This is a genomic window from Thomasclavelia ramosa DSM 1402 (assembly GCF_014131695.1).
In the GTDB taxonomy this organism is placed as follows: Bacteria; Bacillota_I; Bacilli_A; order Erysipelotrichales; family Coprobacillaceae; genus Thomasclavelia; species Thomasclavelia ramosa.
In genome coordinates this window covers 2,508,440-2,526,268 of sequence record NZ_CP036346.1, presented here as the reverse complement: position 1 = coordinate 2,526,268, position 17,829 = coordinate 2,508,440, and the positions used below count along the sequence as shown (strand labels likewise).

General features: G+C 31.7%; 8 protein-coding genes. 7 read left to right on the top strand and 1 reads right to left on the bottom strand.

Annotation, left to right across the window (positions count from 1 at the left end; all coding sequences use genetic code 11):
- Positions 1–116: 116 nt before the first annotated feature.
- Entirely contained in the window at positions 117–4,985 is a 4,869-nt protein-coding gene (locus EYR00_RS12140; RefSeq protein ID WP_003535791.1) for an immunoglobulin-like domain-containing protein, read from the top strand.
- Positions 4,986–5,023: 38 nt separating this feature from the next.
- Here the strand turns inward: EYR00_RS12140 and EYR00_RS12135 are convergent, their stop codons facing one another.
- Positions 5,024–5,890, bottom strand: a complete 867-nt coding sequence (locus EYR00_RS12135) for a MurR/RpiR family transcriptional regulator (RefSeq protein ID WP_003535792.1) — start codon at positions 5,888–5,890, stop codon at positions 5,024–5,026.
- Between the two features lie 383 nt (positions 5,891–6,273).
- On the opposite strand from EYR00_RS12135, the gene EYR00_RS12130 reads away from it, so the two are divergent.
- The 6 genes from EYR00_RS12130 to EYR00_RS12105 all read left to right on the top strand — a co-directional run bounded on the left by EYR00_RS12130 (position 6,274) and on the right by EYR00_RS12105 (position 17,786).
- On the top strand, positions 6,274–11,541 hold the full coding sequence (locus tag EYR00_RS12130) for an Ig-like domain-containing protein (RefSeq protein WP_040434166.1): 5,268 nt from the start codon (positions 6,274–6,276) through the stop codon (positions 11,539–11,541).
- 55 nt (positions 11,542–11,596) lie between these two features.
- Positions 11,597–12,475, top strand: a complete 879-nt coding sequence (locus EYR00_RS12125) for a MurR/RpiR family transcriptional regulator (protein WP_003535794.1) — start codon at positions 11,597–11,599, stop codon at positions 12,473–12,475.
- A 448-nt stretch (positions 12,476–12,923) separates the two neighbouring features.
- Positions 12,924–13,196 carry a hypothetical protein gene (locus EYR00_RS12120; protein WP_003535797.1) on the top strand — a complete coding sequence of 91 codons (273 nt, stop codon included), beginning with the start codon at positions 12,924–12,926 and terminating at the stop codon, positions 13,194–13,196.
- Positions 13,197–13,467: 271 nt separating this feature from the next.
- On the top strand, positions 13,468–15,705 hold the full coding sequence (locus EYR00_RS12115) for a purple acid phosphatase family protein (protein ID WP_008791198.1): 2,238 nt from the start codon (positions 13,468–13,470) through the stop codon (positions 15,703–15,705).
- Between the two features lie 66 nt (positions 15,706–15,771).
- Positions 15,772–16,941: a YibE/F family protein gene (locus EYR00_RS12110; RefSeq protein WP_040434168.1), complete on the top strand. Its 1,170-nt coding sequence runs from the start codon at positions 15,772–15,774 to the stop codon at positions 16,939–16,941.
- 56 nt (positions 16,942–16,997) lie between these two features.
- Positions 16,998–17,786: a Cof-type HAD-IIB family hydrolase gene (locus tag EYR00_RS12105; RefSeq protein ID WP_003535808.1), complete on the top strand. Its 789-nt coding sequence runs from the start codon at positions 16,998–17,000 to the stop codon at positions 17,784–17,786.
- Positions 17,787–17,829 lie beyond the last annotated feature (43 nt).

Genomic DNA, 17,829 nt, shown 5'->3' with positions numbered 1-17,829 from the left:
AATATTATATTTTGAAAAGCTATTCCAATTGTTTATGTAAGGGTTTACATTATTGATTGATTGATTAAAAATAAGATTATGGAGAGCAAATAAAAAGGATATGGAGGAAAGGTAATATGAAGGGAATGCATAAACATGCGATAGCTTTATTGTTGAGTGCATCATTGCTGCAGTCTAACGTAATGCCCCTATGGGCCAATACTGCACCGTCAGTTCGGGAAACAAATCAAGTAGACGAACTAGATGATTTTTCTAAAGTCTTAAATCATAGTGACGGGTGGCAAACAGTCATTGATGAGCCAAATAATTTTTTTGGTGATTCAAGTCGCTTGATTAGGACAGAAGATAGTGCGCAATATTTGGTTTATCAATTAGATAATCTAACAGATTTTAAAGTTAGAATGCATAGTTATTTAAGAAATCTGCGTTATCTCGTAAATATTTATCAGTCTAATGACTTAAGCAGCTGGGAAGCAGTAGACTATACTATTACCAGCGCTAAAACTAGTGATTCAGCTTTTTGGGGTACATTTGATCTTATGCCTAAGAATATTTTAGATGGGAAGAACAAATATTTAAAAATAGAAATAAAGAATAATGAAAATGCTGATCAAACAAAAACAGTAAAAGGCAGTGATGAAGTTAATTTTCTTAAAGCTGTTCAAATTGGTAAAGTAGAGTTGACGGATAGTAAAGCTGGATTAATTACTAATACAAATACTGATTTAAAAACAATTAAGTTAGAAGGATTTGATGATAGCAAGACTTCTACATTAAAAATATCAGAAAATAAAACAATAAAATTAATTAATCCAACAATTTATGATGTAAAGATTGAAAGTAGTAATCCTAAAGTCGTAAAATATGAAAATAATCAGATTATTGGTGTTAGTAATGGAACTGCTTATTTGAAAGGGATAGTACCCGGGGAGCTTGAAGTATTTAGGTATGAAATAAAGATTGGAACTGGTGAAAATTTGGATATTTCACCTAAGTATACTAAACCAGCTGATGATACAGGTGATAGCCGTTATATTAAACAAGGAAATGGTGAAGAAACAGATAATCTTATTACTGTTGATCCTGATAATATTATTGTAAAAGATTATATGGGTGGAGCCATGGAACTTGAGATGATTGAATGGTTTGATATGGATGATGCTCGTTGGGAACGTTATTTTCAAAGAATTCAATATATGGAGTTAGGCTTTGTCAGATGTATGTTAGCAGCTTATTGGTATTGTACAGGATTTGATGATCATAATAATCCTATTTATGTTTGGGATTGTTTGAACGAAGATGGTAGTCCAAAATATTATTCTCGTGATGGTTATCCAATTGACCCATTAGGAAATAACATTGAACCGAATATCAAAAGGATGAAACGTTTATATCAATTGTTTGATTTCTTTAAAAAGAATAATATTACTGTAATGACAGGTGAATGGCAATATCCTGAAGCAGCAGAATGGTATTATGTGCCAGGTGAAAATTTAAAACAATATAATTTAACTTTAGATGATCCCCGTTATGCTCAAATTGCAGCGGATTTTATTGAACATATGGTAAAGGATAAAAATTATACTTGTATTGAACAATATGATTTAGGTAATGAGGTAAATATAAATCCTGGATCATATCAGTATGATAAATGGAAACAAGCAAATTTAAATCTTTATGATCAGTTAAAGCAAAGAGGTTTAGAAAAGACAATTTCGTTGACACCGGACCTAAGTTACTGGTTAGATTTATGGTATAACCAAAGTATTGCTGATCTTCATGATGTTTTCGAACAGTATGAATTCCATTGGTATGTAAATGAAGTTAATTTAAAAAATGGAGTTTTTGAAAATGAAATGCGGATGTTAGTTAATAATGCCGCTGGTCAGGATAATCCTGATAAAAAGGTCTATATGGGTGAAGTCGGAATGCGCGATTATTTGAATAATGTTGATCAAGTAACAAATATAGACAGCTTTGAATATGGATTATGGATGGCTAATATTCTTGTACAAGGAACAAGGGCGGGAATGTCTGGATTAACAGCCTGGTCACTAGATGATTCTGTGCATATTAATGGTCCAATGACTTATGATTATTCAGTAGATCAAAAATCATTGATGAAAGTCTGGGGACTATGGAATTCACTAGGTGAATATCAGGGAGTATCGGAGGATATACGACCATGGTATGTACCTTGGGCATTAGCAAGTAAATTTATGCCTAAAGGGTCACAAATAATTTACACTAGTCCAACTGAACAGCAAGTGTATTCAACGGCTGCCATCAATGGAGATGATTTAACAATATCCGTAGTAAATCATTCAGGTAAAGAACAGCAAGTGTTGGTAAAAATTCCTGAGGCGACTAAAAAAGTGGATTTAAGTGTTTATGCTTATTTTAAAGATGATTTAAATCAAGATGAAAACGGATATCCTGTTCGTTCTGATTTTAAAAAGAATCTTGATTTGCAGGAAGGAATTGTTTTAACTTTACCAGCTGATGGTAATCTGGTTTTAACTACTATGGAGGGTGAAAATAAGTTCAATAGTAAGGATAGCGGATATTTTAGTGACTCAATGCAGTCATTACAAAATACGGTTGATTATCAAAATATTGGCTTTAACTCATATGAAAAACATCCTAATAATGCTCAAAATCGAATTAATATGAATCAGGATATTTTTGGGGATGTGACAAGGATTAATCGTGCCGGCAAAGATAAAGCTTCTTTGGTATATCAAAGGGCTGAAGGAATTAAAAATTTTAGAATTCATAGTTATGTTAAAGGAGCAGTTGGAAGTAATTTTAAAGTTTATGGTTCGAATGATAAAAATGAATGGACAGAAATAAAAATAAATGAAATAGAGAAGTATTCACTAACTAAGGGATGGAAATTTGCAGTATTAACTCCAGAGTCAGAAATCGAATATAAATATATAAAAATTGAGTTAGGAAACGAGGTATCAAGTACAGATATTCAAGTTGGAAAAGTAGAGTTAACGAATCAAAGTGAATTCAGTGAACCGCTCAAATTAGAAATACCTGATGATGCTCAAAGTAGTGAATATAAAGAAATTATGAAAGATGTTCAACTTGCTACAAATGATATAATGAGCATTTATTCAATAAGCGGCTTTGAAAATTTACCTGAAAATTGTACGTTAAAGAGCAGTGATGAAAATATTGTTAAAATTACTGATATGTCATTTAAGGCAGTTAATTCAGGTAGTGCTTTAGTTAATGTTTATAGAGATGGAAAAATAATTGGAAGTATCATTGTCAATGTATATGCTTTCCATGATTCTGTTGAAGATGGTAATGGATTAGTATATCAGCTTAATAATATGAAGTATGATTTAATGGCAGATGCTAATGATACAACATTTTCGCGAACTAATGATGGAGGAAATGTAATTTATAAGTTAGCGGGTATTAAGGATTTTTCAATTAGAGGATATGTGGCAGATAGTAATGATAAATTGTTTGAACAAATTAAAATTTACGCTTCCAAAGATGGAAATACTTGGGAAAGTATAGAAATCAAAGTAGACGGTATAAATGCTTTAAGCAATCCATATTGGCATTATGCAAATATTATTCCTCAAGAAGCAATTACTAAGGATTATGATTATTTAAAGATTGCTATTGAAGGAACATTAACAGATCATTGGAAGATTCAAGTTGGCGATGTACGTATTCAAGACAAACCGTTTAATTCTGTTGTTAATAAAATTGAATTAGCAAATCAAGATTTGAAATTAGCAGTTGGAAATAGCCAAATAATTGGGGCTAAGGTTTATCCAGAAGCAGTATTCCCATTTAAAGTTATTTTTGATGCTGCTGATAATGAAATTGTTTCTGTTGATAAAGATGGTTTAGTAACTGGGCTTAAAGCTGGTAAAACAACAGTTCGTGTTTATTCTCAGGATAATCCAGAAATTTATCAAGACTGTACGATTGAAGTTACAGAAGTGATTGACAGTTCAAAGGAAATTGCAGATAGTATTAAGGAGTTAACGATTATTAATAATCAAATCGTTTTACCGGTTGTTGAAGGTTATGAAATTACAATTAAAAGCTCAAGTATCCCTAATATCATCGATTTAGATGGTAAAGTAACACCAAGTAATCAGGATGAACAAGTAGCATTGGTCTTAGCAGTAAAGAATAAGGCTACGAATGTAGTATCTGATACCGCAAATATTATTGTAACTGTTGCTAAAAAAGATGAAACAGTTATGATTGAATTTGATATTATTGATGTTGTTTTAAAAGTTTATCAAGAATTTGATCCACTAGCAGATATTAAAGTATTTGAAAATGATACAGATATTACAAAGAATGTACGGATCATAAGTAATAATGTTGATTTAAACCATCATGGTAAATATTTTGTTACATATGAAGTAACTGATAGTAAAAATATTACGCATAGCCATACTCGCAATGTTGAGGTTAGAGGAATTAAATCAATCAGCTGTCCAGAGTATCAAGTTGATCTTACTAGTTTGAAGGACCTGGACCCAGATGTATTTTTAAATATTGTTAAAGTAGATAAACAAGTTATTTTAGATAAGCTCAATAGCAAATTAACTGATGACCAAATAATTATTAGCTGTTATGATTTGGCAATGATGTTAAATAACAAAGAATATGTACTGACCGATAATCAATTAACGATTGTATGGAATGTTACATCAAAGATGCAGGGATTCAAAGTTCTGATGCTAGATAAGGATGGAAATGTAGTTGAGGTTCCAATGACTGTTAATGGTAAGGAAATTACTTTTATGGTTGAACAGTTAGGTACTTTTGCAATAGTTGGTGAACAAAAAGTAGAAACAAAAGAACCTGATGAAAATAAGCCAGAAAATAAGGTTGAAACAGCAGTTAAAACTGGTGATGAAGTTTATTATGCGGAATATGCTGTGTTAGGATTATTGGCACTATCATTAGTTTATGGAATGAAAAAAAGAGGATAAAACAAAACCCAAGCTTATTGAAAAAAAGTAAGCTTGGGTTATTTTATTTGTTTAATATGTCGATGGTCGATAATATGATCGGTTTCAAGTTTTAATTCTAGATTTTCATCATAGTGTCGAGCAAATAGGCAGCTATAGATAATATCAAGCATGATATGGATGGAAATCGTTGAACCAAAAGTAGAAACTTTTGAATAAATTCGTTCTCGAGAATCTAAGAATAAAACATAGTCACATAGTTTTGAAAGGCGGCTTTCTCCAAATGAAGTAATTGCAATCATCGGAACCTTACGGCGTTTCAATAGTTCTGCGGCAGCGATTACTTCGTTAGTTTCACCAGAATATGAAATTAAAATGGCACAATGATCCTTATTTGATTGGGCAGCTTGAAATAGTTGTTCATTGACCATTGGTGCAATCTGAACATTTTTTCCGATTCGAAACATCTTATATTGAAAATCAGAGGCAATTCTAAGTGGACCTGAGACACCATAAATATCAATAACTTTAGTTTGATCGAGCATAATAATGATTTTTGCTAAGATATCATTGTCAATATTATTTACAGTAAGGTTGATTGAATCTTTAGCTAGTGTTGCAATGCTGTGTTTGATTGTATGGATCGTATCTCTTTTTTTAAAAGGAAAATTCGGATTTGTTTCACTATTTCTATCAAACGTATATTGTAACTGAGCTGATAATGCAATTTTAAAATCATTATATCCTTTATACTCTAATTTTTGACATAGTCTAGTTATTGTAGCGGGCGAAGTATACGTTGCTTTAGCTAACTGAGAAGTAGACATATTTAAAACATCGGGTCCATTTTTTAAAATATATGTTGCGATTAATTTTTCGGAAGTTGAGAAGTCAACGGCCATTTCTAGTTTTCTTAGTAGACTCATTTTTATCACCAATTTTAGTATACCATTTTTTTATTATTAAGTTTAATTATTTAGTTAGATAAATCAAAAAATTGCTTTTTTTTCATAAATATGAAATGCTTTTTTAATCAAAATTGAATTTAATAATCACAATTTTTAATATTTAATTTTTTGGATAAGCGAAGAATTATATATTGCAAAACTTCTTGTTTCGTGTTTATGAAATATCGTTTCATAAATTGCCCAATAAAATAATAAAAGTTTGAAAGGAGATTGCAACTATTTGTGTAAGTGTTTACAATCATTGTTTAGACAATTAAACTAAAAGTATAAATAGAGATTAGTAAGGAGGAGAAAAATTTAATTAATTTATGAGGGAAAAATATAAAGGAGAAAGGAATATTATGAATAGGAAATTTAAGCGATTTTTGACTTCATTATTATCATTAGCGGTAGTTGCTAGTTCTGGAATTGGACCAGTAAAAGCCGTTGATAATACCCCTAAACTGGATTCAAAAGTTTATATTAACAGTGATAATGTATTAACTAAAGATTTTGAAGGATTTGGGGTACAATGGGATCCTAGTGATTTATTTGATTACACTGATGAACAATGGTCATCTTTTTATGAAAAAGCTAGCTTTTTAAGCCCTAATGTGATGCGGGTCATGCTCCATGATGGGGACAGTTATTGTATTGGCTTTGAAGACGATGGAACTCCGATTTATGATTGGGAGTCTGTTATGATGAAGCGTGTTTATAAAATTTTAGATTTTGCTCAACAAAATGATATTCCAATCATGTTAGGTGAATGGAGAAGTATTAGTGAAAGAGGATATTTATCTTACGATGATCATGGAAAAACGGTAAATTGGAGTAGTCCTACATGGGCAAGGATGATTGGTGATTGTTTAGAGCATTTGATTGTTGATAAAGGTTATACTTGTATTAAATACTATAACATGATTAATGAACCAAATTATTATAAACGAGATCATGGTGATGTCACAAATGAATATGTATATGATCAATGGAAGCAGGCAATTACTAATTTAAGAAATGAAATGGACAGTTCTGGTATAGAAAAAATTGAAAATATCAAAATTGTAGGGCCGGATGTTTATGATTCACAAGAAGCTTGGATAAATCAAGCAACAAGTGATGAGATGAAAGATAAAATAGAATTAACAGAAGTGCATAGATATGCCCCACAAAGTGAGGTAGAAAGTGGACTTATTGAAAAGAAATTAAAGACTTGGAAAGAACAGGCTGAAAGTCTTGATCCTGAAGTTGCTGAGGAAGGATTTGCTTTGGGTGAAATGGGAATTTCAGGAACTGGTCCTGGAGATTCGCAATTGAATGCGAGAAAATACGATTATGGAGTGGATATTTTTGATTATGGTGTCCAAGCTATTCGTGCGGGATTAAAATTTGGTAGCGTATGGGGCTTTGAAGATAGTATGCATGTTCAGCATAATGATATTGTTAATAATTTCAAAGATCAATATGGACCTGCTGCAACAACAGAAGAAGGTAGAGATTATGTTGTCCATACGCCAACAGGAGATCCTTCAATTGATAATGATATCAAGATATGGGGATTTTGGAATGAACTTGGTGAAGAAATGGCAGCCCAAAATGCTGAGCATAATGTTACGGGAAGAGCTAATACAGTAAAAGCAAGTGATGAGAATCTAAAACCATGGTATTATACTTGGTCAATGTTATGCCGTTATTTTCCATCTGGAACAAAGATTCTTGAAACTACAGACAGTTATGTTGATCAGTTAAGAGTTACATCAGGAATTATTCCAGTTGCAGATGATAAAGGTGATATTAGTATTGCAGTTGTTAATAATTCATCATCTCAAAAAACATTAGAAGTAAATATGCCTAATGCAGCTAGTAAAGTTGATCTTAATCAATATTTCTATTATGATGGTGAAATTGATGGGAAAACTAGACCGGTCAATGAAAAGGGTCAATTGTTACAATATGACACAATTGAAAATGCTAATCTTAAGGATGGTGTTAATGTCACTTTACCAGCAAAATCATGTATGATCTTAACTTCTTTAGGATATGAGGGTGAAAGTCATCCAATGAGTTTTACAACTGGTCAAACAACTGATGTTGAAAAGGTTGAAATTTATGAAACTACTAATGCTAACCAATTAGAAGTTGGTAAGTCTTATCAATTAGCAGCTAATTATATTCCATCTATTTCAAAAGGTGAAATGGAATGGTCAGTTGTTGATTATTTTGGTAATGCTAGTGATAAAGCATTAATTGATGAAAATGGACTTTTAACAGTAAAAAAAGCTGGTCAATTTAAAGTGATTGGTAATTTAAAAGGAAAACCAGAAATACAGGATACATTAGTATTTAAGGCAACAAGTTCTAGTATTTTAGTTGATGAGTTAAATGATCTTGAAAATGGAGTTGCTTTATCTTATCAAGATATTATAAAAGATGATAATTCAGCTAATTTTAATGGTGATAAAACAGTTAAAAGAAGTGATAGTAATGCAAATGGTAAACCAGGAATTATTACATATCAAGCAAATAACATTTATGATTTTGAATTTAGTGCATATTCATTAAATAATAATCTTGATAAATCTGGAAATTTTGTAGTAGAAGTTTCTCAAAATGGTGATAGCTGGTCACCAGTTGAATGTGAGTTTATTCAAGGAAGTAAATTAAGTTCTGGCTGGTATCCATATACAATTAAAAATAAAGCGGTAATAAAAGATGATGGATATCAATATTTACGGGTAACGATCACAAGTAAGTCAGGTTATAAAACATATGATCCTCAATATGCTGGTGGATCAATATATTATGATTACCAGGGAGCATCACAAATCGATATTCAAAGTCATAATGAATTTATTGTTAAAGGACAAGAATTACAGTTTAAAGCAGAAGTACTTCCAAGTATTGCCAGCCAAGAAGTAAGCTGGAAAGTATTATCTCTTGAGGGAAAACCAACTGAACTTGCAACAATAAGTCCAGATGGGATATTGACTGCTAAGGCTAAAGGAGAAGTTGTCGTTGTAGCAACTGCTAAAGATACTGATGTTAGTGCTTATAGTCATATTAATATTATTAATGGTTATTTTGTAGATGAAATTGAAGATTTTAGTAAAATGTATCAATATGGTGAATTTGCTTTTGATGATCCTAAATCATCAAATTTCACTGATAAAACAAGGATTAAAAGATTATCAGATAGTAATCAAAGTATTGTTTATGCTTTAAGTGATATTGAAAAAGCTACTTTTGAAATCTATAAAAATGGTTCATTTGTAAATGATTCAGTAGATATTTATGCTTCTAGTGACGGATTAACTTATAATAAAGTAGAGAAAAATGTTGTAAATGCAGGTAAAGCAGCTAGTTCAACTGAATATTATTTATATGAAGTATCGACTAAAGAGTTAGGTGATAATGTAAATTATATTAAGTTAGAATTGAAAAATGATGAAATAATTTATTGTCCAATGTTAGGAAAAACAAAGATTATTTATAATCCAATTGAAAATGTTGAAGTAACAAATGTTACTTTAGATCAAAAAGAGTTATCTATTAATGTAGGACAAAGCAAAACTTTAGTTAAAAAATTAGCACCATTATATGCAGATGAGCAATTAACTTGGTCAAGCCGTGACGAAGATATTGCAAGTGTAGATCAAAACGGTATCGTTACTGCTAAAAAGGTAGGGAGTACAATTATCTATGCAAAATATAATGATGAAATTTATGCTACGAGTGTGATTAATGTTCTTGGTGAAAATATGGCATTAAATAAAGATGTTAGTGCTTCAACAGAAACAAATCAATGGAATAAAAATCCAACAGGTAAACTGGTTAATGATGGTGATTATGATACACGCTGGGTTTCTAAAGATGGGACATCAATCACTAAAGAACAAATTACAATTGATTTAGGTGAAGTGACAACTGTTGATAATGTTAAACTTTATTGGGAATCAGCAAGAGCAACAGATTTTAATATTGAAGTGTCTACTGATGGTTCAAAATATGATATAGTTGAAAAATTACGTGATGAGGATAAAAATAAATTAACTAATGAGATTTCATTTGATCCGGTTGAAGCAAGATATGTAAGAATGCAGGGATTAACACCAGCAACTAAGTATGGTTATTCAATCTATGAATTTGAAATTTATAATAATTCAGATTTAAAATTAGCAAGCAGTGTTGAATTTAAAGAAATGTCATCAGAACTGTATCTTGGTGAAAATACAGCACTTGATGTAGTTGTAACTCCTGATGATGCAACATATCAGGATGCTTCATATACTTCAAGCAATGAGTTCGTTGTTGTTTGTAAAAACAATCAGATGATTGCTGTTGGTGAAGGAACAGCAACAATTAGTGCCAATGTCAACGGTCAAAAAATAACTAAAGAAATTACTGTTGTTAAAGATAATGCCCGTAAGATTGCTCAGGAGCTGACATCATTAACTGTTGAAAATGGTCGTGTGGACTTCCCGACAGTTGACGGCTACAGCTTCAGTGTATTCAGTTCTGATCTGGAAAAAGTTATTGCCAAAGACGGAAGTGTTAACTTACCGATTGAAGATCAAGAAGTGGCACTTGTTGTAACTGTATCTAAAGACGGCAGTGAAGACAGTGCAAATACTGATGAAATCAAAGTGATGGTTAAAGGTAGCAGAGATAAATATGAGCTGTTGGAAAAACGAATCAAAGAAATCGAAGAAACAGACTGGACAGTATATAAACCAGGTACAGTTAAAACATTTAAAGAGAAATTGCAGGCAGTCAAGGAAAGTCTAAATGCAGAAGTACTGTTAGTCAGTGAAGTTGAAAAAGCAGGAGAAAATCTTGAAGCAGCATTTAAGGGATTAGAGATCAAAAGTGATAAAAAGACACTTGATGCGCTGATTAAAGAACTAGAAGAACTTGATACCAAAGTATATACCGAAGTATCAGTGGCAAGAGTGGAAAAAGCATTAGAAAAAGCAGAGACAGTCAGTGAAAACGAAGATGCCAGTGAAGCAGAAGTAAATGATGCAGTTCAAGCACTGTATGAGGCAAAATTGGGATTAGTGGAACAGATCAATTATGACAATCTAAAAGATCGGATTGAAGAAATAGAAAAAGAAGATCTGAGCATATACAGTGAAGCGACCGCAGCTCGCTTAAAAGAACAGATAGCAGGAGCAAAAGAAGCATTAAAGAATGAAAATATTACGAATGAAGAGTTGCAAGAAGAACTGGCAGGACTTAATGAAAAATACAGCAGCTTAAAACTGAATCATGAGCCGGGAAGTGTAGAAGAATTAATAAAACGAATTGAAGAGATGGATCTGAGCGGATACAGTGAAGCAAGTGTAAAGGAATTAGAAAGAGTAATAAAAGAGATCAAAGAAGAGCTGTTAGAAGGGGTAGACCAAGTAAGATATGCAAAACTGGCAGAAAAACTACAGACAGCATACGAAGGATTAGAAAGGAAGAGTGAAGTAAAACCGGTAGAACCAGAACAACTGGAAACTCCAAAAGGAGATGAACAGGCAGCTAAAACTGGTGATAACATGATAATTGGAACATGGTTAATTACAATGTCAGCAGCCGTAATGGTAGTTATATTCCTAAATAAAAGAAGGAGTTTAGAAAAATAAAAATGGGGTTAAATAGAGAAAGTAGTTCTTAACCACTTATAGATGGAGGAGTAATATGGGGTTATTAAAGAAAATTGAATTGGCAAATAACTTTTCATCAGTAGAACGGATCTTAGGTAAATACGTTTTAGAAAATGGTGAAAAAGTATTAAACATGTCAACTAAAGAATTAGCCAAAGCAACATTTACTTCTCCAGCTAGTATTGTTCGTTTTTGTCGAAAACTTGAATATGAAGGATATAATGATTTTAAAATTGCATTAGCAGCTCAATTACAATATAGTCGTCTTAGCAATGATGATATTAATGCAAACTACCCTTTTAAAGGAACTGATAGTGTTTATACTGTGGCTAGCAATATTGCTAATCTATCAAAAGAAAGCATTGATATTACAATGAAAAATTTAGATTTAGAAGAATTAAGGCTAGTTGTTTTGATGATTACTAAAGCGAAGGTCATTGATATTTATGGGGTTTCAGGTCCACTTAGAATTGCAAGTGACTTTCAGTATAAGATGTTTAGAATAGGTAAAGATGTGCGGATTTCACAAATGATCAATGAACAGTTGTTTCAAGCTGCTCAAAGTACTTCAGAACATTTGGCTATTTTAATTTCTTATTCCGGAGAAACAGAAGAAGTAATTGAAGCAGCGAAGATTTTATATCGACGTAAGATTCCTGCAATTGCAATAACTTCATTTGGAGAAAATCGTCTTGTAAAATATACCCAAAGAGTCTTATATTTAAATTCATCAGAATTTATTTATTCTAAAATCGCAACTTTTTCTTCGACTCTCTCACTACATTTATTGTTAGATATTATTTATGGTTGTGTATTTTCTAAAAATTATGAGGATAATTTAAATTATAAGATTGAAACCGATAATCTAATTGATCATCGTCAATCAAGCATTGCAATAGATAAATTTAAATAATTATTAAAACGATATGGAAGTTTATTTTAATCATATCGTTTTTTATTTATGAAACCATGTTTCATAAATAAATATAATAAAAAGTAAAAGTCTGGGATACCAAATCAAAGATTAATAAGATTATCATAACGGAGTGATTAAATTGAGATGGGAAAGAGCAGTAAAGCTTGTATTTATTGTGTGCTTAATAATTTCTTCGCTATCTACAACAAGAGTTAAGGAGTTCGAAAATTCTAAAACCTTGGTAGATAACTTTGATACTGAAGCACCATCAGCTTAGATTTATTATGGAAATTTATCTTTAGTTGATAGTTTTATAGATATTTTTCCTACTTGGATTTCAACAACACTGGTTCCTAAAAATAATGGTGCAATAATAAGTTCAGGTCAAAAAAATGGATACGCAATTTATCAAGTTGATAATCCAAGTAAGATTACATATATTTCATTGAACTGGAATGGTTCTGGAGCAGTTGGGAAAATCGGGGTTAATCAAATGCGCCTTAGAACCGGTGCAAGAGCTGACCAAGAAGTGTATTTGCCATTTTTTGATTTCGAAAATGATATAATATGTGCAAAACTGGCAGAAAAACTACAGACAGCATACGAAGGATTAAAAAAGAAGAGTGAAGTAACACTGGTAGAACCAGAACAGCCGAAAACTCCAAAAGGAAATGAACAGGCAGCTAAAACTGGTGATAACATGATAATTGGAACATGACTAATCGGTATGGTTGTAACTTTAGGGGGAATAGAGTATATCAGAAGAAAAAAGGCGAGATGATGTACTGATAGAGTATAATTAGATTTAGATAATAATTTCAATCAAAAGAAAGTGACGATTTGGTTAAGTTTTGCTTAACTATAATCGTCTTTTTTATGGTTTTGGTTAAGTTGATAAAGTGTTTGTAAACTTCGTTGACGCTAAAATCTCAGTGTGTAAAATAGGTGGCGTAGTACAGATTTATAACTTAAAAAAAGGGGACTATGACATGAATGAGAATTTGAAAAAACGTATTATTGTTTCTTTGGCAACAGTATCAGCCTTTTCTAGTTTGGCAATGGTACCATTATCAGCTTATGGTGAATATCAAGGTAATGATGGAACACAAAAACTAAATAATGGGCTGACTAGTACTAGTGATTATAATGATTGGTATAATAACCAATGGAATAATCAAGAATCCGGTGAAATGGATACTGGAAAAATTGTATTGACACCGGGAGCAAAAGCAACTGATCTAAATTTTGCCTGGTACTCAGAAGAAACGGGAACACCAACAGTAAAAATTTCTACCAATCAAGATATGTCAGGAGCAAAAACTGTAACGGGCAGTGCTGACAAGATTAACAAGAACAATAGTTTCAAAAACTATACTGCTAGTAATAAGGTAGCACTTAAAGATTATCTAGTGGAAAATATGACTTACTATTACCAATATAGTACAAACGGTGTTGATTGGAGTGATACATATACTTACAAAACACACAGTTTTAGTGATTATCAGGCAGTATTAGTAGGAGATCCACAAATTGGAGCTTCTGGAAGTAACGGACAAGGTACTCAAGATGATACTGATATTGCAGTTAATACCTATGCATGGAATAAGACATTGCAAAAAGCATTAGGAGCTGGAGGCATTGCAGAAAATGCTAGCTTCATTTTATCAGCAGGAGATCAAATTGATTATTCATCAAGCGGAACTAATGGTTCTGGAGAGATTATAAGAGAACAAGAATATGCAGGTTTCTTATATCCTGATGTGTTGAGAAGTACACCATTAGCAACAACGATTGGTAATCATGAGTCAATGGTCGATGATTACAGTCTTCATTATAATAATCCTAATGCAAGTACATTAGGTTCTACAGAATCTGGTGGAGATTATTATTATAGCTATGGAGATACTCTATTTATTAGTTTAAATAGTAATAGTCGTAATGTTGAAGAACATCGTCAGTTAATGAAAGAAGCTGTAGCTAGTCATGAAGATGCAAAGTGGAAAGTGGTTTTATTCCATCATGATATCTATGGTTCTGGTTCACCGCATTCAGATGTTGATGGGGCTAACTTAAGAATTTTATTTGCGCCATTAATGGATGAATTTAACATTGATTTATGTTTAACAGGTCACGATCATTCTTACGCTCGTACTTATCAAATTCTAGATGGAAAGGTAATTGAAACCGACGGTGTTAGTGAAAATGCTAGTAAAGCATATAATCCAGAAGGAACATTATATATTGCCGCAGGATCTGCTTCAGGAAGTAAATTTTACACATTGAATACAGTTAAACAATATTATATTGCTGAACGTTCTAATACACCAGAACCAACCTTTTCAACAATTGATTTTAGTGGAGATTCTTTAACAATTAAAACTTATGATTACAATGGTCAAAAATATGCAAATGATGTAACTTTATCAAAAGATGGTAATGCTAAATCAATTGAAGAAATGAAGAATGAAGTAGCTGCGATTGATACAGTCAATGTAACAAGTGGCTCTAAAAATAGAATCGATGAAGCTTTAATAGCTGTAAATACTGCTTTAGACACACGTGATGATAGTACAGCTGAAACAGAATTACAAAATAAATGGAATACTACAAGTGATCCATTAAATTATTACGGTTATGCCCAAAATGGTTTTGCAAATGAAAATAGTACTGCCTTAAAACGAGGGTATTCATCTTTATTAGACAAAACGTTATATGAAAATGATAGTAATAAAGCTGTTACAACTGCAACTATCGATGAAGCATATAATAAATTAGCAACAGCTAAAAACGAAGTCGTGACAAAAGCTGAGTTTGCTGAAGTACAGACTAAATTTGATCAAATTGGAAGTACTTTAGCACAAATTAGTATCGGAGATAAAAAAGATCAGTATACTAGAGCAGATGTAGATGCTTTCAAGAAATCAATTGCAGCTTTAAAAGTTGACTTCAATGAAGCAACTATTACTAAGACTGCATTAAATGAATTGAGTACACAATTAGATACAGTGACAAATGAATTTTTAGCAAAGAAAAATACTGAAGATATTACAACAGCTCCAATTGTTACTCCTTCAACAACGCCAAGTAAAACACCAGTAAAAACAACTAGCAGCAAAGTAAAAACTGGTGATGATACGTCAATCAATTTAGCAGGTATTACTGCTTTCGTATCATTGCTAGGAATTGCTGGAACAAAATTATTTAAAAAAAGAAAAATTGAAGAATAGTCAAGATAAATAATGAAATAAACAAGACAGAGCTTGTTCTGTCTTGTTTTATATATGGGAGAAGTTATGAAAGAGTTATTAAAAGAATTTAAACAGTTAAGTAAAAAAGAAAAAATAGGTCATTTTGGAGTCTGGCTGGCAATTTTAGCATTTTTAATTTTTTTATATTTTTTTAATAATGCTGTTGAAAAAACACCATTGATGGATCAAGAAGGTGCTGTATTTGAAAAAGCCCGAGTGACTGAAATTATATCTGAAAATCGTACAGAAAATGGACTTCAGCAAGGAACGCAAATAGTGAATACGGAGATTTTGTCAGGTGATTATAAAGGTCAAATAGTAGAGACTACGAATATTGATAGTTATTTGTACGGTGCTGATTGTAAGGTGGGAACTAGGGTGATAGTGCAGCTTAGTGAATATAATGGAACCTTAAGTGCTAGTGTTTATAATTATGATCGCACTAATACACTATATACAATGGTCGCAATTTTTTTGATTTTATTAGTTGTAATCGGTAAACGAAAAGGTTTTACCTCAGCTTTAGGATTAATTTTTACATTTATTTGTATTATCTTTTTATATCTGCCGATGTTGTATTTAGGTTTTTCACCGTTTTTTAGTGCAGTTGCTGTAGTTGTTTTAACGACTCTTGTAACAATGTATTTTATAGGTGGCTTTTCAATGAAAACTTTATGTTCGGTACTAGGAACGATTGCGGGGGTCGTTGTAGCAGGAATCTTTGCAAGCAGTTTTGGGGCACTTGGGCATGTTAGCGGCTATAATGTTAATGATATTGAAACGTTACTTTATATAGGACAAAACAGTAAATTAGATATTAGTGGTCTTTTATTTTCAGGTATTTTAATTGCTTCGCTTGGAGCAGTAATGGATGTAGCTATGTCAATTTCAACTACGATTGAGGAAATTAAATATCACAATCCTAATATCTCACGTAAAGATTTATTTAAAAGTGGTATTAAAATAGGTGGAGACATGATGGGAACGATGTCAAATACTTTAATTTTAGCTTTTACAGGTGGCTCTTTAAGTACATTAGTTGTTTTTTATGCTTATGATATGCCGTTTTTACAAATGTTCAATTCCTATGATATGGGAATTGAGATCATTCAAGGTATTGCAGGGTCATTGGGAGTCATTCTAACAGTTCCATTTGTTTCGATAATTGCTGCGATTTTAATGACAAAAAAGAAAAAAGGAGATTTTCCAAAATAGTAAAAAGCCGCTAGTTATCTGGCGGTTTTGCTATAATAAAAAAATGAGGTGGATATATGACAAAAGTACTATTTTTTGATATTGATGGAACATTAACAGATACGCATGGGGGATTGCCAGAAATTCCAGCCGGAGCCCAACGAAAAATGAAGGAATTACAAGAACGAGGTTATTTGTTATTTTTAGCAAGTGGTCGTCCTTATGCTTTTATTCCTGAGATTTTAACAAACTTTGGATTTGATGGTGCTGTTTTGTGTAACGGAGCACATGTGGAAATGAATGGACAATTTATTTATCATCAGCCTACAGATTTAAAAAAGACGATTGATTTAGTAAATCATCTGGATGAAAATAATTTTGAATATATTATTGAAACAAAACGTGGAGCATATTTAGATCCGAGTTTTAAAGTTTTAGAAAAGTTTTTCATAAGTTGTAATATTAATGAAGAATTTTTAATTGAAGACTTTAATAGAGAAGATATAATTGCAGAATGCTTAAAATTAGAGGTTAGTGTACCCGATGAGCATCAAGCAAAGATTGAAGAAATTATCTTAAATGATTTTAACTATGATAAACATGGAACAGATAATGCTTTTGAAATCTATTCTAATGTTATTTCAAAAGCTACTGGGGTACAAAAAGTCCTTGAATATTTAAATTTGAATGTTCAAGATAGTTATGCTTTTGGCGACGGTTTAAATGATTTAGAGATGATTCAAACAGTTGGAACAGGAGTTGCAATGGGAAATGCTGTTGATGAATTAAAAGCTGTTAGCGATTTGGTTTGTGATTCGGTTCATAATAATGGACTTGAAAAAGTTTTAAATGATTTATTTGGATAAAAAAACCAAGAATTTCAAATGAAATTCTCGGTTTTATTTTTTA

What these genes read in the sequence shown, in the direction of transcription:
- EYR00_RS12140 (WP_003535791.1), top strand. Translation starts at nt 117, where the DNA reads ATGAAGGGAATGCATAAACATGCGATAGCTTTATTGTTGAGTGCATCA.
- EYR00_RS12135 (WP_003535792.1), bottom strand. Translation starts at nt 5,890, where the DNA reads ATGAGTCTACTAAGAAAACTAGAAATGGCCGTTGACTTCTCAACTTCC.
- EYR00_RS12130 (WP_040434166.1), top strand. Translation starts at nt 6,274, where the DNA reads ATGAATAGGAAATTTAAGCGATTTTTGACTTCATTATTATCATTAGCG.
- EYR00_RS12125 (WP_003535794.1), top strand. Translation starts at nt 11,597, where the DNA reads ATGGGGTTATTAAAGAAAATTGAATTGGCAAATAACTTTTCATCAGTA.
- EYR00_RS12115 (WP_008791198.1), top strand. Translation starts at nt 13,468, where the DNA reads ATGAATGAGAATTTGAAAAAACGTATTATTGTTTCTTTGGCAACAGTA.
- EYR00_RS12110 (WP_040434168.1), top strand. Translation starts at nt 15,772, where the DNA reads ATGAAAGAGTTATTAAAAGAATTTAAACAGTTAAGTAAAAAAGAAAAA.
- EYR00_RS12105 (WP_003535808.1), top strand. Translation starts at nt 16,998, where the DNA reads ATGACAAAAGTACTATTTTTTGATATTGATGGAACATTAACAGATACG.